This window comes from Bradyrhizobium sp. AUGA SZCCT0222, from assembly GCF_018130205.1.
Classification (GTDB): domain Bacteria; phylum Pseudomonadota; class Alphaproteobacteria; order Rhizobiales; family Xanthobacteraceae; genus Bradyrhizobium.
Window position 1 is genome coordinate 203264 of sequence record NZ_JAFCLX010000007.1, and the last position, 23834, is coordinate 227097.

Here is a 23834-nt window from a genome sequence, read left to right on the forward strand (position 1 = left end):
TATATTCACATGCGAACCGAGCCCGTGCTACTTTGCATGGGGTTGTTTTCGCGATTTTGTGTCTGAGCCCGCGGTGTCGAAGACGAGCGTGAACGCGCTGGCGGAGGCGCCTAGGCTACCACCATGATCCGGCTGCGCAGCATGGTGCGGGAGCGCCGGCCGAGCTGCCGCAGCAGCCGGGCTTCGGAACGGCGGACGTCCGGCCGGTAGCCGCCGAGCCGGTCGTAATGATCGTGCGCAATGAGAAGACCCTGTTCCGCCGAGGGCCCCGTAACCAAGCGGGCGATGAATTTGAGGCCATCGCGGAAACTGGCGTCGGAATAAGGCGAGCGGGAATAGCGGAAGATCCCGGCGCGGGGCCGGCCGCTGGCCGCTACGCCCTGGATGAATTGCGCGGTCTCTTCGATCCAGCCCGAGTCGAGCACGGCGCCGGCATGCAGGAACATCAGCCAGGGCGAGCGCGCTTGCCGGGCACCGGCGGCGAGCGCCGCGGCACGGCTGCCTTCAAACGCCATGAAGCGGCAGCCCGCTACGTCGGCCACGCGCTCGATCACGCCGTTCGCGGTGCGGTCCACCAGCACCACTTCGCGGATCAAACCGGCGGCGGCTCCCGGCACCAGCGCCGCCAGGGTAGCGACGGCGGGCTGTTCGACGCCTTCGGTCGGGATGATCACGCTCAGCATGAGGCTTCGTTGGCTCAAACGGTGAAAAACGCCGCTTGTTATCACCTTGTCACATTCAAAACATCCGTTGCCGTGCAGATTTTTGCGGCAGCCATGCTGTGGATTTTTCAAATGATGTTCTTGATTTGTTCTCAGTGCGTGTTACGTTCCCTGCATGAGCCGAGCATCCTCTCATGCCCTCAAGCACCCGCCGGTCACGGCGCCCTCCGAACCGGCGGGTGCTAATCCTTTTCCTGAGCTAGCGGTCGCGATCGAGCGCGAGCGGCGGCGTGGCCGCGGCGCCCAGTCCAACGACAGCGGCCGCTTCGAGGCCGAATCCCGCGTCGTCTTCGACGATGGCTGGCAGAGCCTCGAAGACCTGCCGCCGTTCAAGACCACGGTCGGGCTCGACACCTCGCGCAAGGTCATCACCCGCAACGACTCGCCCGATATCGGCTTCGACCGCTCGATCAACCCCTATCGCGGCTGCGAGCATGGCTGCGTCTATTGCTTCGCGCGGCCGACCCACGCCTATCTCGGGCTGTCGCCCGGACTTGATTTTGAAACCCAGCTGCTCGCCAAGCCCGATGCGCCGGAGTTGCTGGAAAAGGAACTGGCGGCATCGGGCTACGAGCCGCGCATGATCGCGATCGGCACCAATACGGATCCCTATCAACCCATTGAGCGCAAATACAAGATCATGCGCGGCATTCTCGAAGTGCTGGAACGTGCCGGCCATCCGGTTGGCATCGTCACCAAATCGGCGCTGGTGACGCGCGACATCGACATCCTCCAGCGGATGGCAAAACGCAATCTGGTCAAGGTCGCGCTGTCCGTGACGACGCTGGACCCGAAACTCGCGCGCACCATGGAGCCGCGAGCCTCGACGCCGCCGAAGCGGCTGGAGGCGATACGGCAACTGGCGGAGGCCGGCATTCCGGCAACCGTGATGGTCGCGCCCGTGATTCCCGCGCTGAACGATTCCGAGATCGAGCGCATCCTCGATGCCGCGGCGCATGCCGGCGCGAAAGAGGCGAGTTATGTGCTGCTAAGGCTGCCGCTGGAAGTGCGTGATCTGTTCCGCGAATGGCTGATGGCCAATTATCCCGACCGTTATCGCCACGTCTTCACCTTGATCCGCGACATGCGCGGGGGCCGCGACTACGACTCGCAATGGGGAACCCGGATGAAGGGAACCGGGCCGATGGCCTGGATGATCGGACGCCGCTTCGAAATCGCCTGCGAGAAGCTTGGACTGAACAAGCGGCGCCTGAAACTGACCACCGACCATTTCGTCAAGCCGAAGCGAAACGGTCAGCAGTTGAGTTTGTTTTGAATACGACGGGATTCTCTCTGCCGTCATTGCGAGCGTAGCGAAGCAATCCATGCCGCCCCGCAAAGAAAGAATGGATTGCTTCGTCGCGTTGCTTCCTTGCGCAAACGCTCCGCGTTTGTCGCAGGCAATGACGAATGTGGAGGCAGCATGAGCAAGAAAATGACAGCCCCCATCCCGCGACTGACCGTCATCACCCTCGGCGTCAGCAACATGCGCGCCAGCATCGCCTTTTATGAAGCGCTGGGTTTTGCGCGAAGAATTCGCTCGACCGGCGAGGCGGTCGCCTTCTTCGACACCGGCGGCCCCGTGATCGGGCTGTTTCCGTGGGATCAGCTGGCACAGGACGCGACGCTGCCGGACAATCCGCGGCCCAAGACCTTCCGCGGCGTGACGCTGGCGTGGAATTGCGCCTCACGCGAGGAAGTCGACACCGTGCTGGATTTCGCGATCACCAGGGGCGCCTCGCTGCTCAAGGCCGCGCATGAGACGGCTTATGGCGGCTACTCCGGATATTTCGCCGATCCCGATAATCATCCCTGGGAAGTCGTGGTCGCCCCCGGCATCGCGGTCGGCGAGGACCGGCGGGTTCATTTGGCGGATTAGGGTCAGTGCCGATCTGTCGTGACTGAATAACGGGAATTGCACCCGGTTCCCGGTTGCGCGCTGGCGCGTGCTTGCCCACCATCCCGGCATGATTCGGGAAAAATCATCCAGGAAACCAGCGGCCAGGCCGGTCGCCAAATCGGCAAAACTGCCGAAAGGCGTGATCGCGGTGGCACCGCCGAGCTTTCGCCGTGAGCGCGCGCTGATCAAGCGCGGCGTCTGGCCGATCGCCGGTTGCGACGAGGCCGGGCGGGGTCCCCTGGCCGGCCCGGTGGTGGCCGCCGCCGTGATTCTTGATCCCAAACGAATTCCCAAAGGCATCGACGATTCGAAGCGGCTGACGGCGGAGCGCCGTGAGGAACTGTTCGAAGAGATTTGCGCGACCTCGTCGTTCGCGGTCGCGTTCGCCTCGCCGGCGCGTATAGATCGCGACAATATCCTGCGCGCCTCGCTGTGGGCGCTGACGCGCGCCGTGCGAGGCTTACCGGAAATCCCCAAACATGTGTTCGTCGACGGCCGCGACCGGATCGAGGCGCCGTGCGACTGCGACGCCGTGATCGGCGGCGATGGCATCGTGATGTCGATCGCGGCCGCCTCGATCATCGCCAAGGTGACGCGCGACCGCCTGATGTGTGCGCTGGCGCTGGATTGCCCAGGCTACGGGTTCGAGACCCACAAGGGCTACGCCGTGCCGGAACATCGCGAGGCGCTCGACCGGTTAGGTCCCAGCGTCCACCACCGCCGTTTCTTCGCGCCCGTCATCGCCGCGCGCGAAAAACATCAGCCCGGCACCGTTGAGCCCGATCTGTTCACGGTCGAAACGCAAATCAGCGCTGAGGTTGTGACGACCGCCTAAGGCCCTTTGCCTTGACGCGTTTTCTTGACGCGAGCCGGTATCCACCTCGCTTGAAAACGCGATGGTTGCCTCGGCGGCTGGTGGGCTCTATCAAACGTGCTCGGACAGGGCCGGCTCTCGGGATCGGCGCCCGCATCTCGGACGTTTCATGCGTTTCACCTCCCTGGTTGTCGAACTGATCCGCGCCCGGCCGCGGCTGGTGGTCTGGCTCGTGGTGCTGCTGCAGGCGGCAATGTGGCTGATCCTGCCGATGCTGCTCTATCGCAGCCCACCCGGCGATATCGCCACGGTTCTGGCATTCGGCAGGGAATATCAGGTCGGAACCTATTTCGGCCCGCCGCTGGCGTTCTGGCTTGCCGACATCGCCTTCCGCGCGGCCGGCAATCATGTGTTCGGGGTCTATCTGCTCGCGCAGATCTGCGCGGTCGTCACTTTCTGGGGCTTCTATCAGCTCGCGCGCGCCATCGTCGGCGGTCAGCAGGCGGTGCTCGCGGTGCTCTTGAGCATGACGGTGGTGGCCTTCAGCTCGCCCGGCGTCGAATTCGGCCCGCTGGTGCTGGCGCGGCCGCTGTGGGCGCTGTTGCTGCTGCATTCCTGGCGATTGATCGGCCAGAACCGGCGCACCGCCTGGTTCGCCTGGTCGATCGAAGCGGGCCTGTTGCTCCTGACGACGTCGGCCGCGCTCGGGCTGTTGCTGCTGATCGCCGGATTTGCCGTCGCCACCGCGCGTGGGCGGCGCACCTTGATGTCGCTCGATCCGCTGTATGCGCTGCTGGTGATCGTGGTACTGGTGCTGCCCTACCTGATCTGGGTCGTTCGCGCCGACGTGCTGGCGATGCCCCCCTTGCCGGGTATCGATGATCTCTCGGGCAGGGCGATGCACTGGGGCGGGCTGCTCGGCGGCCTGGCGCTGGCGACGGCCGGCATCGTGCTGCTGGTGATCCTCAACTCCGGCGCGTTTGTCCGCAAGGCCGAGGAAGCGCCGATCATCTACCGGCCGCAGATCGATCCCCTGGCGCGCCAGTTCGTCTATACGTTCGCCATCGGCCCGGCGCTGTTTGGCAGCCTGATTGCCGGCGTGTTCAATCTCGAGCGCGTTACCGGCGGCGCCGGCGTTGCCTTGCTGATGTCGGGGCTGGCCGTGATCGTGGCGACCGGCGATCTCGTGTATCTGCGGCGCCAGCGGCTGCTCCGCACGGTCTGGGCCGCGGCAGTCGCAGCCCCGGCTTTCGTGGCCATCGCGGCCACGCTGTTCCTGCCCTGGACCAGCGGCGCCGAAGTGCCGACCTCGCTGCCGGCGCGGACGATCGCGCATTTCTTCGGCGACAGTTTTGAGCGGCGCACCAACCAGCGGCTGCGCGCGGTGGCCGGCGATCCGCAGCTCGCGAGCTTCGTCGCGATGGATAAAGGCCGGCCGCATCTGTTGCTCGACGCCACGCCGGAACGCACGCCGTGGCTTTCGCTCGCGAAGTTCAATGAGACCGGCGGCGTCGTGGTCTGGCGCGCCTCCGACACCTCGGGCGCGCCGCCTCCCGAGATCGCGTTGCGCTTTCCCGGCTTGGTGCCGGAAGTGCCGCGCGCGTTCGAATGGATGGTGAATGGAAGGCAGCCGCTGCTGCGCGTCGGCTGGGCCATCGTGCGGCCGAAAGCGCCGTAGACGATAGTGTCATTCCGGGGCGATGCGAAGCATCGAACCCGGAATCTCGAGATTCCCCGATGCGCAATTGCGCATCTGTGGTCTGGTCCTTCGGACCATCCCGGAATGACAATTCAATTGTCAGGATGAGGAAACCTTCTCCAATTCCTTCGCGATCGCGCGCAGATCCTGCCACGACATCCGCTTGTACGACGGTGAGCGCAGCAGATAGGCCGGGTGGAACGTCGCCATGGCGCGGATGGAGCGCGTGCCGGTGTCGTAATCGAACCATTTGCCGCGGGTCTTCATGATGCCCTCGCGGGTCGACAGCAGCGTCTGCGTCGAGGGATTGCCGAGCGTCACCAGCACGTCCGGATTGACCAGTTCGATCTGCCGCTGAATGAACGGCAGGCAGATTTGCGTTTCCTGCGGCGTCGGCGTGCGGTTGCCGGGCGGCCGCCATGGGATCACGTTGGCAATATAAGCTTTGCTGCGGTCGAGCCCGATCGCCGCGATCATGCGGTCGAGCAATTTGCCGGAACGGCCGACGAACGGCAGCCCCTCGATATCCTCGTCGCGTCCGGGGGCTTCGCCGACGAACATGATGCGCGCTTTCGGATTGCCGTCGCAGAACACCAGCCGTGTTGCGGTGTGCTTGAGCGCGCAGCCGTCGAAATTCTCCAGAAGCGCGCGCAGCGCCTCCAGTGACGGCGCGGTTCGCGCCGCTTCCCGCGCCGAGGCGATCGCGGCTTCCGGCGCTGGCGCTATTTCGCTGCGCGAAACTGCCGGCGCCGCCGCCGGCATTTCCCGCACCAGTCTTTGCGGCGCGGTTTGGCGCGGCGCGGCGATGGTAGCGCTGTCGGGCTCGGCAAGCCGGTCGACCGGCTCATCGGCCAACGCGCAATCGACCCCGGCCTCGAGATAAAAGGCCAGCAATTGCTGAACGGTAGGGGAGGGTTCGGGCGCGATGGACATCGTTCCAATCTATATAGCGTTTTCGAGCGAAGTGGGTACCGGTTTGCGTAAAGAAAACGCGTCAAAACAAAGACTAGAGCCCGGTTCTGATCCAATCAGAACCGAACAGGCTCTAGGATGTATTCGGTGGCAGCGAAATGCCTGAGATTTCATTTCGATGGTTGTTCTCGGCGCAAAAATCGGAAACAAACGAACCTTAGAGCCGTTCTCAATTGGGCTGAGACCAGAACATGAGCACCGAAGAACTTCCGCCGCGTGAGTCCATGGAATTTGACGTCGTGATCGTCGGCGCCGGGCCGTCCGGCCTCGCGGCTGCGATCCGTCTCAAGCAACTCAACGCCGATCTCAACATCGTGGTGGTGGAGAAGGGCTCCGAAGTCGGCGCGCACATTCTGTCGGGTGCGGTGATCGATCCGGTTTCGCTCGACAAACTGATTCCGGACTGGCGCGAGGATGCCGATTGCCCGCTGAAGACGCAGGTCAAGGACGATCGCTTCTACTGGATGACGGGCGGCGGCGCGATCCGGCTGCCGGGTTTCGCGATGCCGAAGCTGATGGACAACCATCATTGCTATATCGGCTCGCTCGGTGATGTCTGCCGCTGGCTGGCGCCGAAAGCCGAAGCGCTCGGCGTGGAGATCTATCCGGGCTTTGCCGCTACCGAAGTGCTCTACGACGAACAAGGCGCGGTGCGCGGCATTGCGACCGGCGACATGGGCATCGCCAGGGACGGCAGCCACAAGGATTCGTTCACCCGCGGTATGGAACTGCTCGGCAAGTACACGCTGTTCGCCGAAGGCGCGCGCGGCAGCCTCTCCAAGCAATTGATCGCGAAGTTCTCGCTCGACGCCAACAGCGAGCCGCCGAAATTCGGCATCGGGCTGAAGGAAGTCTGGGAGATCGATCCCGCAAAACACCAGAAGGGCCTGATCCAGCATTCGTTCGGCTGGCCGCTGAACAACAAGACCGGCGGCGGCTCGTTCCTCTATCATTACGACGACAACAAGGTGGCGGTCGGCTTCGTTGTGCATCTCAATTACGACGACCCCTATCTGTCGCCGTTCGATGAGTTCCAGCGTTTCAAGACCCATCCGTCGATCCGCACGGTGTTCGAAGGCGGCAAGCGGCTGGCCTATGGCGCGCGCGCGATCACCGAAGGCGGCTACCAGTCGGTGCCGCGGCTGAGCTTCCCGGGCGGCGCGCTGATCGGTTGCGCGGCGGGTTTTGTGAATGTGCCGCGCATCAAGGGCGTGCACAACGCGATGGGCAGCGGCATGCTCGCCGCCGAACACCTCGTGGCCGCGCTCGCCGCCGGCCGCACCAATGATGAACTGGCCGAATACGAGAATGCGTGGCGCGGTTCGCAGGTCGGCAAGGACCTCTACCCGATCCGCAACGTCAAACCCCTGTGGTCCAAGTTCGGCACCCTGATCGGCGTACCGCTCGGCGGCCTCGACATGTGGACCAACACGCTGTTCGGCTTCTCATTGTTCGGAACCCTGTCGCACGCCAAGCCGGATCGCAAGACGCTGGATCCTGCCAAGGCGCACACGCCGATCGCGCCGGTGAAGCCGGACGGCAAACTGACCTTCGACAAGCTGTCGTCGGTATTCCTGTCCAACACCAACCATGAGGAAGACCAGCCGGTCCACCTCAAGGTCGCCGACATGAACCTGCAGAAGAGCTCCGAGCACGACGTCTTTGCCGGTCCGTCCAACCGCTATTGCCCGGCCGGCGTCTACGAATGGGTCGAGGAGGCCTCCGGTCCGCGCTTCCAGATCAACGCTCAGAACTGCGTCCACTGCAAAACCTGCGACGTCAAAGACCCGAACGGCAATATCACCTGGGTTCCGCCCGAAGGTGGCGGCGGGCCCAATTACCAGGGGATGTGACCACGATTACGTGAGTTTAATGGCGGAGGGCCGCAGGTGCCCGGGTAACCCCGGCACCGGCCACGATACCGCCACAGTACAAGCGTCTTCCGGGGTGCTGGGCAAAACGGGTGGGATTGGCGGCGGACGGGGAGATCTTGGGGACCCTGCTGCCGATCGATTCGCCACCCCGTATCCTTGCGGTTGAACGCCAAAAGCGGCATTGTCGCTGGGCCTTGATGCCGCCGCGTATGTCCGCATTCGAGAGCGATTGAAAGATCCCTGCCATAAATCCTGGAGCTAGGCGAACCGTGATGCTTTCCACTCGTTTCAATCGCTGGACCATCGCCGCTGTCACCGTCGCCGCGCTTGCCGCGCCCGGTGCGCTGCTGGCGCAGACGCCCGAGCATACCGGCGACAATTCGGCGCAGTTTCCGAGCAAGAGCGATCTGAAATCGCTGACCACGTCCGGCAGCTATCTGGCCGCGCGTCATGCCAGCGTCGAACGCGACGCCAGCTCGGCCGCGGCGTTCTACCGTTCGGCGCTGCGTACCGATCCCAAGAACAACGAGCTGCTCGACCGCGCCTTCATCTCCTCGCTCGCGGATGGCGACATCGACGAGGCCGTCAAGCTCGCCGACCGCATTCTGACGCAGGACAAATCCAATCGCGTGGCCCGGCTGGTCGTCGGCGTCCGCGACCTGAAGCAGAAGAAATACGCAACCGCGCAGATCAACATCAATCAGTCGATCCGCGGACCGATCACCGATCTGGTCGCGACGCTGTTGTCGGGCTGGGCCAGCTTCGGGGCGGGCGATTCCAAGGCGGCGGTCGCCAATATCGACAAGCTGACCGGACCGGAGTGGTATCCGATCTTCAAGGATCTGCACACCGGCATGATCCTGGAACTGGCGAACAAGGAAAAGGACGCCGGCGCCCGCTTCGAGCGCGCCTACAAGCTCGACGATTCCATGCTGCGCGTGTCCGACGCCTATGGGCGCTGGCTGTCGCGCAACAAGGACTCGGCGGCGGCAATCGGCATCTACGAGGCGTTCGACAAGAAGCTGCCGCGGCATCCCCTGGTACAGGAGGCGCTGCGCGAGACGCGGGCCGGCAAGAAGATGCCGCCGCTGATCGAATCGGCGCAGGCAGGTGCGGCCGAGGCGCTGTACGGCATCGGTGCCACGCTGACCCGCCGCGGCGGCGAGGATCTGGCGCTGGTCTATCTGCAGCTCTCGCTTTATCTGCAGCCCAACCATCCGCTGGCGCTGCTCTCGCTGGCCGATCTCTATGAGTCGGTGAAGAAGCCGCCGATGGCGATCAAGGTCTATGAGCGGATGCCGGCGAGTTCGCCGCTGAAGCGCAACGCGCAGATTCAGCTCGCCACCAATCTCGACGCCGCCGATCGCAGCGAGCAGGCGATCAAGATCCTCAAGGACGTCACCGCCGAAGACCCCAAGGACATCGAAGCCATCATGGCGCTCGGCAATATCGAGCGCGGCCGCAAGAAGTTCGCCGATTGCGCGACGACCTATTCCAGGGCGATCGATGTGATGCCCGGCGTGACCGACAAGAACACCTGGGTCACCTATTACTATCGCGGCATTTGCCAGGAGCGCTCCAAGCAGTGGAGCAAGGCCGAGGCCGACATGCGCAAGGCGCTCGAGCTGCAGCCCGAACAGCCGCATGTGCTGAACTATCTCGGCTATTCCTGGATCGATCAGGGCATCAATCTCGACGAAGGCATGAAGATGATCCGGCGCGCCGTCGATCAGCGTCCCGACGACGGCTATATCGTGGACTCGCTGGGCTGGGCGTTCTACCGCATCGGCAATTTCGAGGACGCGGTGAAGAACCTCGAGCGCGCCATCGATCTGAAGCCCGAAGATCCGACCATCAATGACCACCTCGGTGACGCCTATTGGCGCGTCGGCCGCACGCTGGAAGCCAAGTTCCAGTGGGCCCACGCCCGCGACCTGAAGCCCGAGGCGGAAGAGCTGCCGAAGATCGAGGCCAAGATCGCCAACGGTCTGCCCGAGGACACGTCGTCTGCGGCTTCGGCCGACAAGAAAAAAGAAGACGGCAGGGGTGGCTAGAAGCGGCTGATCGAAGGCATTGGGGGGCTTGTTCGGCAATGCCGGCGTTGATTGATGAGGGGCGTGCCAAGGTCAACCTGACCTTGAGGGTGGTTGGCCGCCGCACCGACGGTTTTCATGATTTGGAAAGCGTGGTGGCGTTTGCCGACTGCGCTGATCGGCTGACGCTGACGCCCGGTTCCGAGCTGACATTGCAAATGTCCGGACCGCTGGCGCAGGCCTGCGGCGAGACATCGGACAATCTGGTGCTGAAGGCGACGCGCCTGCTGGCCGAGCGCGTGCCGGGCCTGAAGGCCGGCAGTTTCACGCTCGACAAGGTGCTGCCCGTCGCGGCGGGCATCGGCGGTGGTTCGGCGGATGCGGCTGCCGCGCTTCGGCTGCTGGCAAAATTGAATGGGCTGCCGCTCGATGACGAGCGGCTACGCGAGGTAGCACTTGCGACCGGCGCCGACGTGCCGGTCTGCCTTGCCTCGCGAGCCTGCGACATGACCGGGGTCGGCGATACCCTGACGCCGCTCAGCCTGCCGATCATGCCGTGCGTGATGATCAACCCCTGCGTTCCCGTTCCGACCAAGGATGTATTCAAGGCACTCGGCCTACGTAGCGGCGAATTGCTGGTCGGCGTCACCGACGTTTTCCGGGGCATCGACTGGCCGGAAGCCGGCGCCTCGGTCGAAGACTGGGTCGAAGTCCTGGCGGCCAGCGCCAACGATCTGGAAGCCCCGGCGATGCGCATTCAGCCGGTCATCGGTGAAGTGATCGCCGCGCTCAACGCCACCAATGGCGCGTGGCTGGCGCGGATGTCGGGCTCGGGCGCGACCTGTTTTGCGATCTATGAAAACACCGCCGAAGCCGGCCGCGCCGCGGAGAAGATCCGGCGCGAGCACCCCGGCTGGTGGGTGCACGCGGGAACGCTGAGCTAGCGGTACTAATTCGCGGGCCGCCGCACCAGCGCCAACGACACGCCGAGCCCGGCGATGAACAGCCCCGAGCCCTGCCGCAGGCGTTGAACGAGAAATGGCCGCCGCACCAGGCCCGCGCGCGCGGTCGCGGCCATCATCACCACGACGACATCAGCGAGCGTGTTCAGCAATACCGAGATCAGGCCGAGCGCGATGAACTGCAGCGCGGGATGACCGCCGGCGGGGTCGATGAACTGCGGAATGAACGCCAGAAAGAACGCCGCGGTCTTCGGGTTCAGGGCTTCGACCAGCACGCCCTCGCGAAACGCCTGTCGTGCGGTGGCCGGGCTGATCGCCTCCACCATCGCCTGCCGGCCCTCGCGAAACGTCCGGACACCAAGCCAGACCAGATAGAGCGCGCCGGCAAGTTTGAGCACCGTGAAAAGTTCGGCGCTGGCCAGGATGATCGCGGACACCCCCAGCGCGCCCGCGATCACATGCACGAGCCCGCCAAGCGCTGTCCCCAATGTCGAGGCGATGCCGGTCTTCCGGCCGCCTGACAGTGTTCGTGCGGCGACATAGAAGATCCCGGGACCAGGCACGAAGGCGATGATCAGCGCAGCGGCGAGAAACAGCCAAAAATTCATTCAATCTTTCCTACTCGCCACACATTCCGCCGTCATCCTGAGGTGCGCGCTCTTGCGCGCCTCGAAGGATGAGCCGCGGGCACCGTGCCCTGTCATCCTTCGAGGCTCGCCAAGGGGCTCGCACCTCAGGATGACGCCGACATCTACTTTAATGCGACCTGGCCAGGCAGAACGCCACGACCTGCTCGAGGGCGGTCTTCATCGGCGAAGCCGGAAACAGCGCCAGCGCATCGACGGCCATCGCGCCGTAATGATGGGCGCGGCTGATCGTATCTTCCAGCGCGCGATGCTTGGTCATCAACCCGATGGCGTGATCGAGATCATTGGCGCCGATCTCGCCGCGCTCCAGCGCCTTGACCCAGAACGCGCGTTCAGAGGCGTTGCCGCGGCGGAACGCCAGCACCACCGGCAGCGTGATCTTGCCCTCGCGGAAGTCGTCGCCGACGTTCTTGCCGAGTTTTGCCGATTTGCCGCCGTAGTCCAGCACGTCGTCCACCAGCTGGAACGCGATGCCGAGATTCATGCCGACGGAGCGGCACGCGGTCTGCTCGGCCTTCGGCCGGTTGGCGATCACGGGGCCGACCTCGCAGGCAGCCGCGAACAATTCCGCCGTCTTGCCGCGGATCACAGCGAGGTATTCGTCCTCGGTGGTCGCGGTGTTCTTCGCCGCGGCGAGCTGCATCACCTCGCCCTCGGCGATGGTGGCGGCCGCCGAAGACAGGATGTCGAGCGCCCGCAACGAGCCGACCTCGACCATCATGCGGAAGGCCTGGCCGAGCAGGAAGTCGCCGACCAGCACGCTCGCTTCGTTGCCCCACAGCATCCGCGCGGATAATTTGCCGCGCCGTAATTCGCTCTCGTCGACCACGTCGTCATGGAGCAGCGTCGCGGTATGCATGAACTCGACCGAGGCGGCGAGCTTGATATGGCCGTCGCCGGAATAGCCGGTGAGGCCGGCCATCGCCAGCGTCAGCATCGGGCGCAGCCGCTTGCCGCCCGAGGAGATCAAATGGTTGGCGACCTCGGGAATCATGGTGACTTCGGAACCGGTCCGCGACAGGATCGTGGCGTTGACCCGCTCCATGTCGGCGGCGACGAGCCCGACCAGCTCATCGATCGAAGCGTTTGGGCTTTCGAAGGGTACAATAACCGCCACGCGGGTCTCCAAATCTGGCCAATTCGCACTATCCTTATCTACAATAGAAAGTGCAGGCTGAAGCGGCAAGGGCACGAAGCGGTTGACAGGTACCGGCCGGCCTCGGACCGAGCCAGCCTAAGGAGGGCGCAAATTGCGGGAATTGGTTCGGACCAACGATATTGTGCTGGTTTCCGCGGTCGGCGCGCTGCTCGACGGCGCCAATATCCATCATCTGGTGCTGGACCAAAACATGAGCATCATCGAGGGATCGCTCGGAGTCCTGCCACGCCGCATCCTGGTCCATGACGACGACAACCGCGAGGCGCGCCAGCTTCTGACCGATGCCGGGCTTGCCCACGAATTGCGGGCGGATGAGTAAGGCATAGCGTTTTCGAGCGAAGTGGGAACCGGTTCGCGTGAAGAAAACGCGTCAAGACAATAATCTGGATGTCACCGAGGACGCGTTCCTCGGCGGGAGCTTGCGCCTGCGGCAACTGAAATCGGGGCACCGCGCCGGTCACGATGCAATGCTGCTGGCGGCGGCGACGCCTGCACGTTCAGGCAATCGTGTGGCCGATCTTGGCGCCGGTGTTGGTGCGGCAGGGCTGGCGGTGGCCAGGCGCGTCGGAGATATCGATCTCGTGCTGGTCGAGATCGATGCCGGCCTCGCAAGCCTGGCGCGCGCCAATGCCGAGGCGAACGCGCTTGCCGCCGAGGTCATCGTGCTCGATGTCGAGGCGGCCGCCGACGCCTACGCCGCGGTCAATCTGCAGCCCGACAGCGTCGACGTCGTGTTGATGAATCCGCCGTTCAACGATTCTGTGCGGCATCGAGTCTCGCCGGACCGCGCGCGCGGGATCGCGCATGTCGCGACATCCACCACGCTTTCGAACTGGATTCACGCAACCCGCCGCATCCTCAAATCCAGGGGCATGCTGACGCTGATCTGGCGCGCCGACGGGATTGCCGAGGTGCTGGCGGCGCTCGATCACGGTTTTGGCGGTCTGGAAATTTTGCCCATTCACGGCGATGTGAAGGCGCCTGCGAATCGAATCCTGGTTCGCGCCACCAAGGGCGGTCGCGCGCCGACTCGAATTCATGCCGGACTGATGCTCAATGATGAGCGAGGGGTGCCCGATAAAGCGGTGCAGGAGATTTTGGCGGGGAGGGGGATATTGCCGTTGGCCACCCCCTAGGGGTGGCCGAGGAACTCATGTCTCGAGACGAAGCGGAAAAGCCTATTGCGGAAGGGTTTCCGACTGCCGTTTCGGAGCGTTGGTGAAGCGAACCGCGGTCAGGATGGTGCCGATCAACAATATCAGCAGGTAGATTTTCATGTCACTCTCCGCTGCGCCATTGCAGCCGTAACGGCCACGTTGCAAAAGGCCTTCCAGCCCAAATTCGTTCCAGCCCTTCCAATGACAGTGGCGTGATAAAAAATGGTTAATTCGAGGTAACGGCATGAGTGAACAAATAAGTGATCGTGTGGGATTGCCGGGCCTTATCGAGCGGCTGAAGGGATTGGTCCCGGCCAAATTCCGGCGCGGGGCCGCGGTGGTGCCGGTGGTGCGGTTGTCCGGCGTGATCGGGGCGGTGACGCCGCTGCGGCCGGGCATGTCGCTCGCCGGTGTCGCCAAGACGCTCGAACGCGCCTTCGGTACCAAGAATGCCAAGGCGGTTGCGCTCGTGATCAATTCGCCCGGCGGCTCGCCGGTGCAATCGCGCCAGATCTATTTGCGGATCAGGCAACTCGCCGCCGAAAAGAATTTGCCGGTGCTGGTGTTCGTCGAGGACGTCGCCGCATCCGGCGGCTACATGATCGCCTGTGCCGGCGATGAAATTTTCTGCGATCCGTCCTCGATCCTCGGTTCGATCGGCGTGGTCGGCGGCACTTTCGGCTTCCAGGAGCTGATCAAGAAAATCGGTGTCGAGCGGCGGCTCTATACGGCGGGCGTCCACAAGGCGACGCTCGATCCGTTCCTCCCCGAAAACCCCGATGACGTGGCGCGCATCAAGGCGCTCCAGCGCGAGATCCACGCCATCTTCATTGCGTTGGTCAAGCAGAGCCGCGGCAGCCGCCTCAAGGGCGCCGACGACACGCTGTTCACCGGCGAATATTGGGCCGGCGAAACCTCGGTGTCGCTGGGCCTTGCGGACGCGGTCGGCGATCTGCGTTCGACGCTGCGGACCCGCTACGGCGACAAGGTGCTGACCCCCGTGATCGCGCCCGCCAGCGGGATGCTGTCCGGCCTGCTCGGGCGGCGGTCGCCGGGGGCGGGCTCCATGGGCGCGCTCGACGGTTTTGGAGGCCTGCCGGATGAGCTGATCTCCGCGCTCGAAACCAGGGCAATTTGGGCCAAATTCGGGTTCTAGAGCCCGCGAGAGGCGCGCCATTTAGTCCTAAAGGCGGGAATTGCGGCGCAGCCCGGCTTGCGCGAGAATGCAGCTATTGGGGGCGTGACCGACGTGAACGACAAGGATCGACCGATGCCACCGTTGATCGCATTCGCAGGGGCCCTGGGTGGGCTCGCCGTGGTCCGCTGGGCTTACAAGACCGCCGTCCGGATCAACCGGGAGCTGGAAGAGGCGCGGCTGGCCCGCGTCGCGGAATCTGCTCAAACCAGCGAGATTCCGACCCTGCGCCGGGACCCCGTCACCGGGGCCTATCGGCCGGGTTAACTCACCCCGTCATTCCGGGGCGCGAAGCGAACCCGGAATCTCGAGATTCCGGGTTCGATGCTTTGCATCGCCCCGGAATGACGGCTTGAAGCTACCCCCACATCGCCTTGATTCCCCTCGCCACCGCCGATACGGTCCCGCGCGCCCAAAACCCCCTCGCGAGACCGATTCTGCCGATGGACGAATTGCCTGCCCATATGCGCCCGGAACGTTCGTTCCAGGGCTTCATTCTCGCTCTGCAGCGGTTCTGGGCCGAACAGGGCTGCGTGATCCTGCAGCCCTACGACATGGAAATGGGCGCGGGCACCTTTCATCCGGCGACGACCTTGCGCGCGCTCGGGCCGAAACCGTGGCGGGCCGCCTATGTGCAGCCCTCGCGCCGGCCCAAGGATGGCCGCTATGGCAAAAATCCCAACCGGATGCAGCATTATTACCAGTATCAGGTGATCATGAAGCCATCGCCGCCGAACCTTCAGGAATTGTACCTGAAGTCGCTCGCCGCGATCGGCCTCGATTCCAGCCTGCACGACATCCGCTTTGTCGAGGACGATTGGGAAAGCCCGACGCTCGGCGCCTGGGGTCTCGGGTGGGAATGCTGGTGCGACGGCATGGAAGTCAGCCAGTTCACCTATTTCCAGCAAGTCGCGGGCGTCGAATGCGCGCCGGTCGCCGGCGAGCTCACCTACGGAATGGAGCGGCTCGCCTGCTACCTGCAGGGCGTCGACCACGTCATGGATCTCAACTTCAACGGCCGCGAGGGCGCCGACAAGGTGACCTATGGCGACGTGTTCCTGCAGGCCGAGCAGGAATATTCCCTGCACAATTTCGAGCACTCCGATTCCGAAATGCTGTTCAAACAGTTCGTGATGGCCGAAGAAGCCTGCAAGAAGTATCTCGCGGCTGGATGGAAGAGTGGCAGCAACCAGAAAGAACATCTGATGGCGCTGCCGGCCTATGACCAGTGCATCAAGGCGAGCCACGTCTTCAATTTGCTCGATGCCCGCGGCGTGATCTCGGTGACCGAACGGCAAAGCTACATCGGGCGCGTGCGCGACCTTGCAAAAGCCTGCGGCGACGCCTGGGTCCACACCGAAGCGGGCAGGGCATCCTGATGCCTGATCTTTTGCTCGAATTGTTTTCCGAAGAAATTCCCGCGCGCATGCAGGCGAAGGCGGCCGACGATCTGCGCCGCATGGTCACCGACAAGCTGGTTGCCGAGGGGCTGGTCTATGAGGGCGCCAAGGCGTTCGTGACGCCGCGGCGGCTGGCGCTGACGGTGCACGGGATTCCGGCGCGGCAATCCGACCTGAAGACCGAACGCAAGGGTCCGAAAATCGGCGCGCCCGATGCGGCCGTGCAGGGCTTTTTGAAAGCGACTGGCCTCAAGTCGCTGGATGAGGCAACAATCCAGCGCGACCCGAAGGGCGATTTCTATGTCGCGCTGATCGAGAAGCCCGGCCGGGCGACGCTCGACGTGCTCGCCGATATTCTTCCGGTCATCGTGCGCACCTTCCCGTGGCCGAAATCGATGCGCTGGGGCGAGCGCTCCGCCAAATCAGGCGCGCTGACCTGGGTGCGGCCGCTGCATTCGATCATCGCGACCTTCGGTCCGGAGACCGAAGAGCCCGAAATCGTAAAATTCTCGATCGACGGCATCGAGGCCGGCCAGACCACTCATGGTCACCGCTTCCTGGCGCCATCGGCGATCTCCGTGCGCCGCTTCGAGGATTACGAGGCCAAGCTGAAGGCCGCCAAGGTCGTGCTCGACCCGCAGGCGCGCAAGGACATCATTCTGGCCGACGCCAAGCAGTTGGCGTTCGCGCAGGGCTTTGAGCTGGTGGAAGACCAGGTGCTGCTCGACGAGGTGTCAGGCCTCGTCGAATGGCCGGTCGTGCTGATGGGATCGTTCGACCAGGAATTTCTGTCGATCCCCGGCGAGGTGATCCGCGCCACCATCCGCAAAAACCAGAAATGCTTTGTGGTCAGCGATCTCAAGGATTCTGATAAGAATCCTGACAAAACCGGAAAGCTGACCAACAAGTTCATCCTCACCGCCAACATCGAGGCGACGGACGGCGGCAAGGCCATCATCGCCGGCAACGAGCGCGTGATCCGCGCGCGGCTGAGCGACGCGAAATTTTTCTATGAGACCGATCTGCGGACGAAGCTAGAAGAGCGCCTGCCGAAGTTCGAAAACATCGTGTTTCACGAGAAGCTGGGCACGCAGGCGGCACGCATTCGGAGAATCGAGGGGCTGGTTGCAGAAATTGCGCCGCTGGTTGGCGCCGATGTTGAAAAGGCAAAGCGTGCCGCGCATTTGGCGAAGGCGGATTTGCTGACCGAGGTGGTCGGCGAATTTCCTGAGCTCCAGGGCTTGATGGGCAAATACTACGCGCTGGCGCAGGGCGAGGATGCCTCCGTCGCTGCCGCGAGTGAAGAGCATTACAAGCCGCAGGGGCCTGCGGATCGCGTGCCGACCGATCGCGTGAGCGTCGCCGTTGCACTGGCTGACAAGATCGATACGCTGGTTGGTTTCTGGGCGATCGACGAGAAGCCGACGGGAAGCAAGGATCCGTATGCGCTGCGAAGAGCGGCGTTGGGGGTGATCCGGCTCATCGTGGAGAACACGATCAGGCTTCCAATCCTGAAAGCTGCAAAATCGGCTATTCTCGGTCTCCCCGAAAAGGGTGCCAAGTATCCGGCCGCCGATGCGCAAAAACTTCCGGCCGATCTCCTCTCCTTCTTCGCCGACCGCCTGAAAGTCCAGCTCCGCGACCAGGGCGCGCGACACGATCTCGTCGATGCCGTGTTCGCGCTCGGCGGCCAGGACGATCTGCTCATGGTCGTCCGCCGCGTCGAGGCGCTCGGAAAATTCCTCGACACCGATGACGGCAAGAACCTGCTCGCAGGCACAAAACGCGCCAGCAACATCCTCTCGATCGAAGAGAAAAAGGACAAGCGCAGCTTCGACGGCGCGGCGGATACGACGCTCTACAGGCTCGACGAAGAGAAAGCGCTGGCCAAGGCGATCGATCAGGTGAAGAGCGAAGCGGGCGCCGCGGTGGCCAAGGAAGATTTCGCCGCCGCGATGAGCGCCATGGCGAAGCTGCGCCCGGCGGTCGATGCGTTCTTTGACAAGGTCAAGGTCAACGACGATGAACCAAATGTGCGCGAGAACAGACTGAAGCTCTTGAACGAAATCCGCGCGGCGACGCGCGCGGTGGCGGACTTTTCGAAGATCGAGGGCTGAAACGTGGATCAGAAGACGCTGGCCGCTTACGATTCGGATGCGGCGGCGTTCGCCAAGGACTGGCACGAGCAGCCGGCGCCCGTTGATTTGCACGAAGTCGTCGAGCGCTTCTTCGTGCGCGGCGGCAATTCAGCCGATATCGGCTGCGGCTGCGGCCGCGAGGTGGCCTGGCTAAACGCCAACGGCTTTTCCGCCACCGGTTTCGACGCCTCGGAAGGCCTGCTGACGGAGGCGCGGCAGCGGTATCCCGGTTTTAAGTTCGCGCATGCCGAATTGCCCGACTTGAAGGGCATCGGCACCTACGACAACGTGCTGTGCGAGACCGTGATCATGCATCTGGAGCGCGCGCAGATCGCCGTTGCGGTCCGCCGGCTGCTCAACGCCGTCAAGCCCAGTGGCATTCTCTATCTGAGCTGGCGGATCACCGACAATGCCGACCTGCGCGATTCGCAGGGGCGGCTTTACTGTGCGTTCGATACCGCGCTGGTGCTGGCGGAACTGAAAGCGACCGCGCTGCTCCTCGACGAAGAGGTCGTCAGCGCCTCCTCGGGCAAGAAGATTCACCGCCTCGTCGCCAAGAAGCAGGGTCTGGAGATCAGGGAATAAACGCAGGTCGAGGTGGCCGCGCTCGTACTATCTCCCGTCATCCTGAGGTGCGCGCTCTTGCGCGCCTCGAAGGATGAGCAGGGCCCGTGGCCCATCCTTCGAGGCTCGCTGCGCTCGCACCTCAGGATGACGGGTGCGCTGATTGGCAAAACGAAAAGCCCCGCCCAGGGGGAAGCCGGGCGGGGCTTTCTTGTCCGGTCGTATCTCGCGCACATCCGCTTGCGCGGCGCCCGGACTATCGTTCAGGCCGGCGGGATTAGTCGACCACCTGAACGATGCGACGCGAACGCGGTTCGACCAGGACCGTCTGGCCGTTCACCACGGTGTAGCGATAGGGCGTCGCCGCATAGGTCTGCGGGACGTCGTAATAGGTGATGCCGGCCTCCGGCAGCACGCCGCCAACGGTTACGCGCTCCGGAATGGTGAAAGTCGGCACGCGCTCACGCACGACATATTCCCGGAACGCCGGGCGTTGATCGACGGTGATGCCCTCATGCTCGCCGACGACCACGCTGCCGCCGCCAACGACACCCACGGTGCCGCTCTGCGCCTGTGCTGCGAGCGGGGCAGCCATCACGCCGGCGACAACTGCGATGGCAAGTAGTCTGTTCTGCATAGTGTACTCCCTCGTGCGCGCTATTGGTTTGACGCGTTTTCTTGACGCGAACCGGCGTCCACTTCGCTTGAAAACGCTATGACGCCGGCTAGCCAGCGTACAATGCGAGCCAATTCATCGCGCGCGGCATAGTTCCGGAAAAATGGCTGCCTTAAACGCGGCAATTTCGGGCAATTTTTGCGAACGCCGGAACCCGTTGAGGCGACAGGCGTCTCCTATTCCGGAACCGCGCCAGCGGTTAAGTTGCCGCCCTCGATTCGAGCTTCCCCTCATCATCAGGAGAAATTTCAAATGACCATCACCGCCGCGCATATTTCCCCGATCGTCGCCCTGATTGCGGGAGTCCTGATCCTGATCATGCCGCGGTTCCTGAATTTCATCGTCGCGATCTACCTGATCATCGTCGGTCTGGCCGGGCTCGGCGTGTTCAAGATGCTGCGCTTCTAGTCAGGCAAGCGGGGTTTCGCGGCTTGCGCGGAACCCCTCAAAGTGGTGTAAGGCGCGCATCTTCTCCTCTCTTTTCGGATTGTCATCTGCCATGGCCAAAGCGGTTGCGAAGTCCAAGAAAAACCTTGTGAAAATCGTAGCGAAATCAAAGTCATCGGCGCCAGGCAAAGCCGCGCCGGCGGCCTCGGCGCGCAAGACGCTAACGAAGGCTCCGGTTGCGAAGGCAGTTGCGAAGCCCGCTCCCAAGGCGGTTACGAAGCCGATTGCCAAGCCAGTTGCCAAGACCGCTGACAAGGCAGCTGCGAAGGCTCCGAACAAGCCTGCCAGCAAGACGGCGAAGAAGGTGAGCAAGCCGGCCGTCGAAGCGGTAAAATCCGGCAAGTGGGTTTACACGTTTGGCGACGGCAAGGCCGAGGGCAAAGCGGGCTTGCGCGATCTGCTCGGCGGCAAGGGCGCCAATCTCGCCGAAATGGCCAATCTCGGCCTGCCGGTGCCTCCGGGCTTCACGATTCCGACCTCGGTCTGCACTTACTTCTACGCCCACGACAAATCCTATCCGGCTGCGCTGAAGGCGCAGGTCGAGAAGGCGCTTGAGCATGTCGGCAAACTCGCCGGCAAGTCGTTCGGCGATTCCCGGAATCCGCTGCTGGTGTCCGTGCGCTCCGGCGGCCGCGCGTCGATGCCGGGCATGATGGATACCGTACTCAATCTCGGCCTCAACGATGAGACCGTCGAAGCGCTCGCCGAATTGTCCGGCGACCGCCGCTTCGCCTATGACAGCTATCGGCGCTTCATCACGATGTATTCGGATGTCGTGCTCGGCTTCGAGCATCATCATTTCGAGGACATCCTCGACACCTTCAAGGACGGCCAGGGCTATACGCTCGACACCGATCTGACCGGCGACGACTGGGTCGAACTGGTCGGCCGTTACAAGGATGCGGTGGCGCGCGAGACCGGCCACGATTTCCCGCAGGATCCGCACGCGCAATTGTGGGGCGCGATCGGTGCGGTGTTCTCATCCTGGATGAACGCGCGCGCGGTGACCTACCGCCGCCTGCACGACATTCCTGAATCCTGGGGCACCGCGGTCAATATCCAGGCCATGGTGTTCGGCAATATGGGCGAGACCTCGGCGACCGGCGTTGCGTTCACGCGCAACCCGTCGACCGGCGAGAGCAAGCTGTACGGCGAATTCCTGATCAACGCGCAGGGCGAAGACGTGGTGGCGGGCATCCGCACGCCGCAGGACATCACCGAATTTGCGCGCCAGGAATCCGGCTCCGACAAGGCGTCGATGGAAGTCGCGATGCCCGCCGCGTTCAAGGAACTGACGCGGATCTACACGCTGCTCGAAAAGCACTACCGCGACATGCAGGACATGGAGTTCACGGTCGAGCAGGGCAAGTTGTGGATGCTGCAGACCCGCGGCGGCAAGCGAACCGCCAAGGCGGCGCTGCGGATTGCGGTCGAACTCGCCAATGAAGGACTGATCTCGAAAAAGGACGCGGTGATGCGGATCGATCCCGCCTCGCTCGACCAGTTGCTGCATCCGACCATCGATCCCGCCGCCAAGCGCGACGTCATCGCGACCGGTCTGCCGGCTTCGCCGGGCGCCGCCTCCGGCGAAATCGTGTTCTCGTCCGATGAAGCTGCGAAACTACAGGCCGATGGCCGCAAGGTCATTCTGGTGCGGGTCGAGACCAGCCCGGAAGACATCCACGGCATGCACGCGGCCGAGGGCATTCTCACCACCCGTGGCGGCATGACCTCGCACGCCGCCGTGGTCGCGCGCGGCATGGGCAAGCCCTGCGTCTCCGGCTGCGGCACCATTCGCGTCGATTACGGCCGCGGCACCATGAGCATCGGCACCCGCACCTTCAAGACCGGCGACGTCATCACCATCGACGGATCGCTCGGCCAGGTGCTGGCCGGGCGGATGCCGATGATCGAACCGAAACTGTCGGGCGAATTCGGCACGCTGATGGGCTGGGCCGATGCCGTCCGCAAGCTCGGCGTCCGCGTCAACGCCGACACCCCGGAAGACGCGCGCACCGCGATCAAGTTCGGCGGCGAGGGCATCGGCCTTTGCCGTACCGAGCACATGTTCTTCGAGGAAACCCGCATCCGCACCGTGCGCGAGATGATCCTTTCCGAGGACGAGCAGTCGCGCCGTCAGGCGCTGTCAAAACTGCTGCCGATGCAGCGGGCGGATTTCGTCGAGCTGTTCGAGATCATGAAGGGGCTGCCCGTCACGATCCGTCTGCTCGATCCGCCGCTGCACGAGTTCCTGCCGCACACCCAGGCCGAGATCGAGGAAGTCGCGCGCGCGATGAACACCGATCCGCGCAAGCTCGCCGATCGCGCCCGCGATCTTGCCGAGTTCAACCCGATGCTGGGCTTCCGCGGCTGCCGTCTGGCGATCGCCTATCCGGAGATCGCCGAGATGCAGGCGCGCGCGATCTTCGAAGCCGCGGTCGAGGCCGAAAAGCGCACCAGCAAGGCCGTCGGCCTCGAGGTGATGGTGCCGCTGATCGCGACCAAGGCCGAGTTCGACCTGGTCAAGGCGCGGATCGACGCCACCGCGCAGTCGGTGATGAAGGAGACCGGCAAGAAACTCGCCTATCAGGTCGGCACCATGATCGAGTTGCCGCGCGCGTGCCTGATGGCCGGCGACATCGCGAACACCGCCGAGTTCTTCTCCTTCGGCACCAACGATTTGACGCAGACCACCTACGGCATCAGCCGCGACGACGCCGCGAGCTTCCTTGGCACCTATGTGGCGAAGGGCATCCTCGAGATCGATCCGTTCATCTCGGTCGACCGCGATGGCGTCGGCGAACTCGTCAAGATCGGCGTTGCGCGCGGACGCAAGACGCGGCCCGATCTCAAGGTCGGGATTTGCGGCGAGCATGGCGGCGATCCCGCCTCGGTGGCGTTCTGCCACGAGATCGGCCTCGACTACGTCTCGTGCTCGCCCTATCGCGTGCCGATCGCGCGGCTCGCCGCGGCGCAAGCCGCCCTCGGCAAGACGGTCGCGAGCCAGGCGTAGTTCTTCTCTGCGCTGAGAATTAACAGAGACGTCGTCATGCCCGGGCTTGTCCCGGGCATGAACGTTTTTGGACCTTTCGTCATTGCGAGCGCAGCGAAGCAATCCATAGCGCGGCATAACGGATGGATGGATTGCTTCGTCGCTTCGCTCCTCGCAATGACGTGGAAACGACGGTTCTCCGACTTCCATCGAAATGCATGGGGCGGAATCGCATCGTCCCGTAGTGACGCGGGAACCCGCAACATTTTCTTCATCATCTTCGTTGACGGGATGTTTACCACTTTCATCGCGCTCCCGTTTACCAAGCCTTCTCAAGCGCGACAGCAAGTGCGCGCGATTTCTTGCGTGGTGCACGCAGGCCACGCCGATTAACTCCCCGGCAACCTAAATTCGATACCAACAATAAAGATCGAATTGCACGGATGTACTGAGTTCGGTCGTTTTTTGTAAGCGTTGCGTAGA

23 protein-coding genes are annotated in these 23834 nt (G+C 63.6%); 17 read left to right on the forward strand and 6 right to left on the reverse strand.

Annotation, left to right across the window (positions count from 1 at the left end):
* Window positions 1–110 precede the first annotated feature (110 nt).
* The gene (locus JQ629_RS08905) at window positions 111–683 is read right to left on the reverse strand and encodes a glycosyltransferase family protein (RefSeq protein ID WP_212412336.1); all 573 of its coding nucleotides are present in this window, start codon (window positions 681–683) and stop codon (window positions 111–113) included.
* A gap of 154 nt (window positions 684–837) precedes the next feature.
* Between JQ629_RS08905 and JQ629_RS08910 the strand changes: the two genes are divergently transcribed.
* From JQ629_RS08910 to JQ629_RS08925, 4 genes are all read left to right on the forward strand, one after another.
* Window positions 838–1998, forward strand: coding sequence for a PA0069 family radical SAM protein (locus JQ629_RS08910; protein WP_212412337.1), 1161 nt, complete (start codon window positions 838–840; stop codon window positions 1996–1998).
* A 147-nt stretch (window positions 1999–2145) separates the two neighbouring features.
* The gene (locus JQ629_RS08915) at window positions 2146–2601 is read left to right on the forward strand and encodes a VOC family protein (RefSeq protein ID WP_212412338.1); all 456 of its coding nucleotides are present in this window, start codon (window positions 2146–2148) and stop codon (window positions 2599–2601) included.
* A gap of 88 nt (window positions 2602–2689) precedes the next feature.
* Window positions 2690–3457, forward strand: coding sequence for a ribonuclease HII (gene rnhB / locus JQ629_RS08920; RefSeq protein ID WP_212412339.1), 768 nt, complete (start codon window positions 2690–2692; stop codon window positions 3455–3457).
* A 148-nt stretch (window positions 3458–3605) separates the two neighbouring features.
* Entirely contained in the window at window positions 3606–5114 is a 1509-nt protein-coding gene (locus JQ629_RS08925; protein ID WP_212412340.1) for a glycosyltransferase family 39 protein, read from the forward strand.
* Between the two features lie 120 nt (window positions 5115–5234).
* Here the strand turns inward: JQ629_RS08925 and JQ629_RS08930 are convergent, their stop codons facing one another.
* Window positions 5235–6062 (reverse strand): uracil-DNA glycosylase, encoded by an 828-nt coding sequence (locus tag JQ629_RS08930; RefSeq protein WP_212412357.1) that lies wholly within the window; start codon window positions 6060–6062, stop codon window positions 5235–5237.
* A 236-nt stretch (window positions 6063–6298) separates the two neighbouring features.
* Between JQ629_RS08930 and JQ629_RS08935 the strand changes: the two genes are divergently transcribed.
* From JQ629_RS08935 to JQ629_RS08945, 3 genes are all read left to right on the forward strand, one after another.
* The gene (locus JQ629_RS08935) at window positions 6299–7960 is read left to right on the forward strand and encodes an electron transfer flavoprotein-ubiquinone oxidoreductase (protein ID WP_212412341.1); all 1662 of its coding nucleotides are present in this window, start codon (window positions 6299–6301) and stop codon (window positions 7958–7960) included.
* A 293-nt stretch (window positions 7961–8253) separates the two neighbouring features.
* A complete protein-coding gene (locus JQ629_RS08940) occupies window positions 8254–10035 on the forward strand; it encodes a tetratricopeptide repeat protein (RefSeq protein ID WP_212412342.1) in 1782 nt (593 codons plus the stop codon).
* Between the two features lie 38 nt (window positions 10036–10073).
* Window positions 10074–10958 carry a 4-(cytidine 5'-diphospho)-2-C-methyl-D-erythritol kinase gene (locus JQ629_RS08945; RefSeq protein WP_212412343.1) on the forward strand — a complete coding sequence of 295 codons (885 nt, stop codon included), beginning with the start codon at window positions 10074–10076 and terminating at the stop codon, window positions 10956–10958.
* Window positions 10959–10963: 5 nt separating this feature from the next.
* Here the strand turns inward: JQ629_RS08945 and JQ629_RS08950 are convergent, their stop codons facing one another.
* Entirely contained in the window at window positions 10964–11584 is a 621-nt protein-coding gene (locus tag JQ629_RS08950; protein ID WP_212412344.1) for a LysE family translocator, read from the reverse strand.
* Window positions 11585–11732: 148 nt separating this feature from the next.
* Complete coding sequence (locus tag JQ629_RS08955; RefSeq protein ID WP_209847770.1) at window positions 11733–12740, reverse strand: polyprenyl synthetase family protein; 1008 nt, start codon at window positions 12738–12740, stop codon at window positions 11733–11735.
* Window positions 12741–12873: 133 nt separating this feature from the next.
* On the opposite strand from JQ629_RS08955, the gene JQ629_RS08960 reads away from it, so the two are divergent.
* From JQ629_RS08960 to JQ629_RS08990, 7 genes are all read left to right on the forward strand, one after another.
* The gene (locus JQ629_RS08960) at window positions 12874–13101 is read left to right on the forward strand and encodes a putative signal transducing protein (RefSeq protein ID WP_212269476.1); all 228 of its coding nucleotides are present in this window, start codon (window positions 12874–12876) and stop codon (window positions 13099–13101) included.
* Between the two features lie 37 nt (window positions 13102–13138).
* The gene (locus tag JQ629_RS08965) at window positions 13139–13918 is read left to right on the forward strand and encodes a tRNA1(Val) (adenine(37)-N6)-methyltransferase (protein WP_349631232.1); all 780 of its coding nucleotides are present in this window, start codon (window positions 13139–13141) and stop codon (window positions 13916–13918) included.
* A gap of 265 nt (window positions 13919–14183) precedes the next feature.
* On the forward strand, window positions 14184–15095 hold the full coding sequence (locus JQ629_RS08970) for a S49 family peptidase (RefSeq protein ID WP_212387723.1): 912 nt from the start codon (window positions 14184–14186) through the stop codon (window positions 15093–15095).
* Window positions 15096–15209: 114 nt separating this feature from the next.
* The gene (locus JQ629_RS08975) at window positions 15210–15401 is read left to right on the forward strand and encodes a hypothetical protein (protein ID WP_212269514.1); all 192 of its coding nucleotides are present in this window, start codon (window positions 15210–15212) and stop codon (window positions 15399–15401) included.
* A gap of 176 nt (window positions 15402–15577) precedes the next feature.
* Complete coding sequence (locus JQ629_RS08980) at window positions 15578–16513, forward strand: glycine--tRNA ligase subunit alpha (protein ID WP_192735210.1); 936 nt, start codon at window positions 15578–15580, stop codon at window positions 16511–16513.
* Window positions 16513–18651, forward strand: coding sequence for a glycine--tRNA ligase subunit beta (gene glyS, locus JQ629_RS08985; RefSeq protein ID WP_212412345.1), 2139 nt, complete (start codon window positions 16513–16515; stop codon window positions 18649–18651). The genes JQ629_RS08980 and glyS overlap by 1 nt, the downstream gene beginning before the upstream one ends.
* A 3-nt stretch (window positions 18652–18654) precedes the next feature.
* The gene (locus JQ629_RS08990) at window positions 18655–19257 is read left to right on the forward strand and encodes a class I SAM-dependent methyltransferase (protein WP_212412346.1); all 603 of its coding nucleotides are present in this window, start codon (window positions 18655–18657) and stop codon (window positions 19255–19257) included.
* Window positions 19258–19513: 256 nt separating this feature from the next.
* Here the strand turns inward: JQ629_RS08990 and JQ629_RS08995 are convergent, their stop codons facing one another.
* Window positions 19514–19873: a DUF1236 domain-containing protein gene (locus tag JQ629_RS08995; RefSeq protein WP_212412347.1), complete on the reverse strand. Its 360-nt coding sequence runs from the start codon at window positions 19871–19873 to the stop codon at window positions 19514–19516.
* 291 nt (window positions 19874–20164) lie between these two features.
* Here JQ629_RS08995 and JQ629_RS09000 point away from each other — a divergent pair, with 291 nt between their 5' ends.
* Window positions 20165–20320 (forward strand): DUF3096 domain-containing protein, encoded by a 156-nt coding sequence (locus JQ629_RS09000; protein WP_192735205.1) that lies wholly within the window; start codon window positions 20165–20167, stop codon window positions 20318–20320.
* On the opposite strand, the gene JQ629_RS37705 is transcribed toward JQ629_RS09000, so the two are convergent.
* On the reverse strand, window positions 20321–20671 hold the full coding sequence (locus JQ629_RS37705) for a hypothetical protein (protein ID WP_349631233.1): 351 nt from the start codon (window positions 20669–20671) through the stop codon (window positions 20321–20323).
* Here JQ629_RS37705 and ppdK point away from each other — a divergent pair.
* Window positions 20664–23372: a pyruvate, phosphate dikinase gene (gene ppdK / locus JQ629_RS09005; RefSeq protein ID WP_349631234.1), complete on the forward strand. Its 2709-nt coding sequence runs from the start codon at window positions 20664–20666 to the stop codon at window positions 23370–23372. The two genes, JQ629_RS37705 and ppdK, sit on opposite strands and share 8 nt — an antisense overlap.
* Before the next feature lie 36 nt (window positions 23373–23408).
* Complete coding sequence (locus tag JQ629_RS09010; RefSeq protein ID WP_212412349.1) at window positions 23409–23744, forward strand: hypothetical protein; 336 nt, start codon at window positions 23409–23411, stop codon at window positions 23742–23744.
* The last annotated feature ends 90 nt before the right edge of the window (window positions 23745–23834 follow it).

Bases quoted from the DNA above. Each gene is read 5' to 3' on its own strand.
- JQ629_RS08905 (WP_212412336.1), bottom strand. From the start codon at position 683: ATGCTGAGCGTGATCATCCCGACCGAAGGCGTCGAACAGCCCGCCGTC.
- JQ629_RS08910 (WP_212412337.1), top strand. From the start codon at position 838: ATGAGCCGAGCATCCTCTCATGCCCTCAAGCACCCGCCGGTCACGGCG.
- JQ629_RS08915 (WP_212412338.1), top strand. From the start codon at position 2,146: ATGAGCAAGAAAATGACAGCCCCCATCCCGCGACTGACCGTCATCACC.
- rnhB (WP_212412339.1), top strand. From the start codon at position 2,690: ATGATTCGGGAAAAATCATCCAGGAAACCAGCGGCCAGGCCGGTCGCC.
- JQ629_RS08925 (WP_212412340.1), top strand. From the start codon at position 3,606: ATGCGTTTCACCTCCCTGGTTGTCGAACTGATCCGCGCCCGGCCGCGG.
- JQ629_RS08935 (WP_212412341.1), top strand. From the start codon at position 6,299: ATGAGCACCGAAGAACTTCCGCCGCGTGAGTCCATGGAATTTGACGTC.
- JQ629_RS08940 (WP_212412342.1), top strand. From the start codon at position 8,254: ATGCTTTCCACTCGTTTCAATCGCTGGACCATCGCCGCTGTCACCGTC.
- JQ629_RS08945 (WP_212412343.1), top strand. From the start codon at position 10,074: ATGCCGGCGTTGATTGATGAGGGGCGTGCCAAGGTCAACCTGACCTTG.
- JQ629_RS08950 (WP_212412344.1), bottom strand. From the start codon at position 11,584: ATGAATTTTTGGCTGTTTCTCGCCGCTGCGCTGATCATCGCCTTCGTG.
- JQ629_RS08970 (WP_212387723.1), top strand. From the start codon at position 14,184: ATGAGTGAACAAATAAGTGATCGTGTGGGATTGCCGGGCCTTATCGAG.
- JQ629_RS08975 (WP_212269514.1), top strand. From the start codon at position 15,210: ATGCCACCGTTGATCGCATTCGCAGGGGCCCTGGGTGGGCTCGCCGTG.
- JQ629_RS08980 (WP_192735210.1), top strand. From the start codon at position 15,578: ATGGACGAATTGCCTGCCCATATGCGCCCGGAACGTTCGTTCCAGGGC.
- glyS (WP_212412345.1), top strand. From the start codon at position 16,513: ATGCCTGATCTTTTGCTCGAATTGTTTTCCGAAGAAATTCCCGCGCGC.
- JQ629_RS08995 (WP_212412347.1), bottom strand. From the start codon at position 19,873: ATGCAGAACAGACTACTTGCCATCGCAGTTGTCGCCGGCGTGATGGCT.
- JQ629_RS09000 (WP_192735205.1), top strand. From the start codon at position 20,165: ATGACCATCACCGCCGCGCATATTTCCCCGATCGTCGCCCTGATTGCG.
- JQ629_RS09010 (WP_212412349.1), top strand. From the start codon at position 23,409: ATGCCCGGGCTTGTCCCGGGCATGAACGTTTTTGGACCTTTCGTCATT.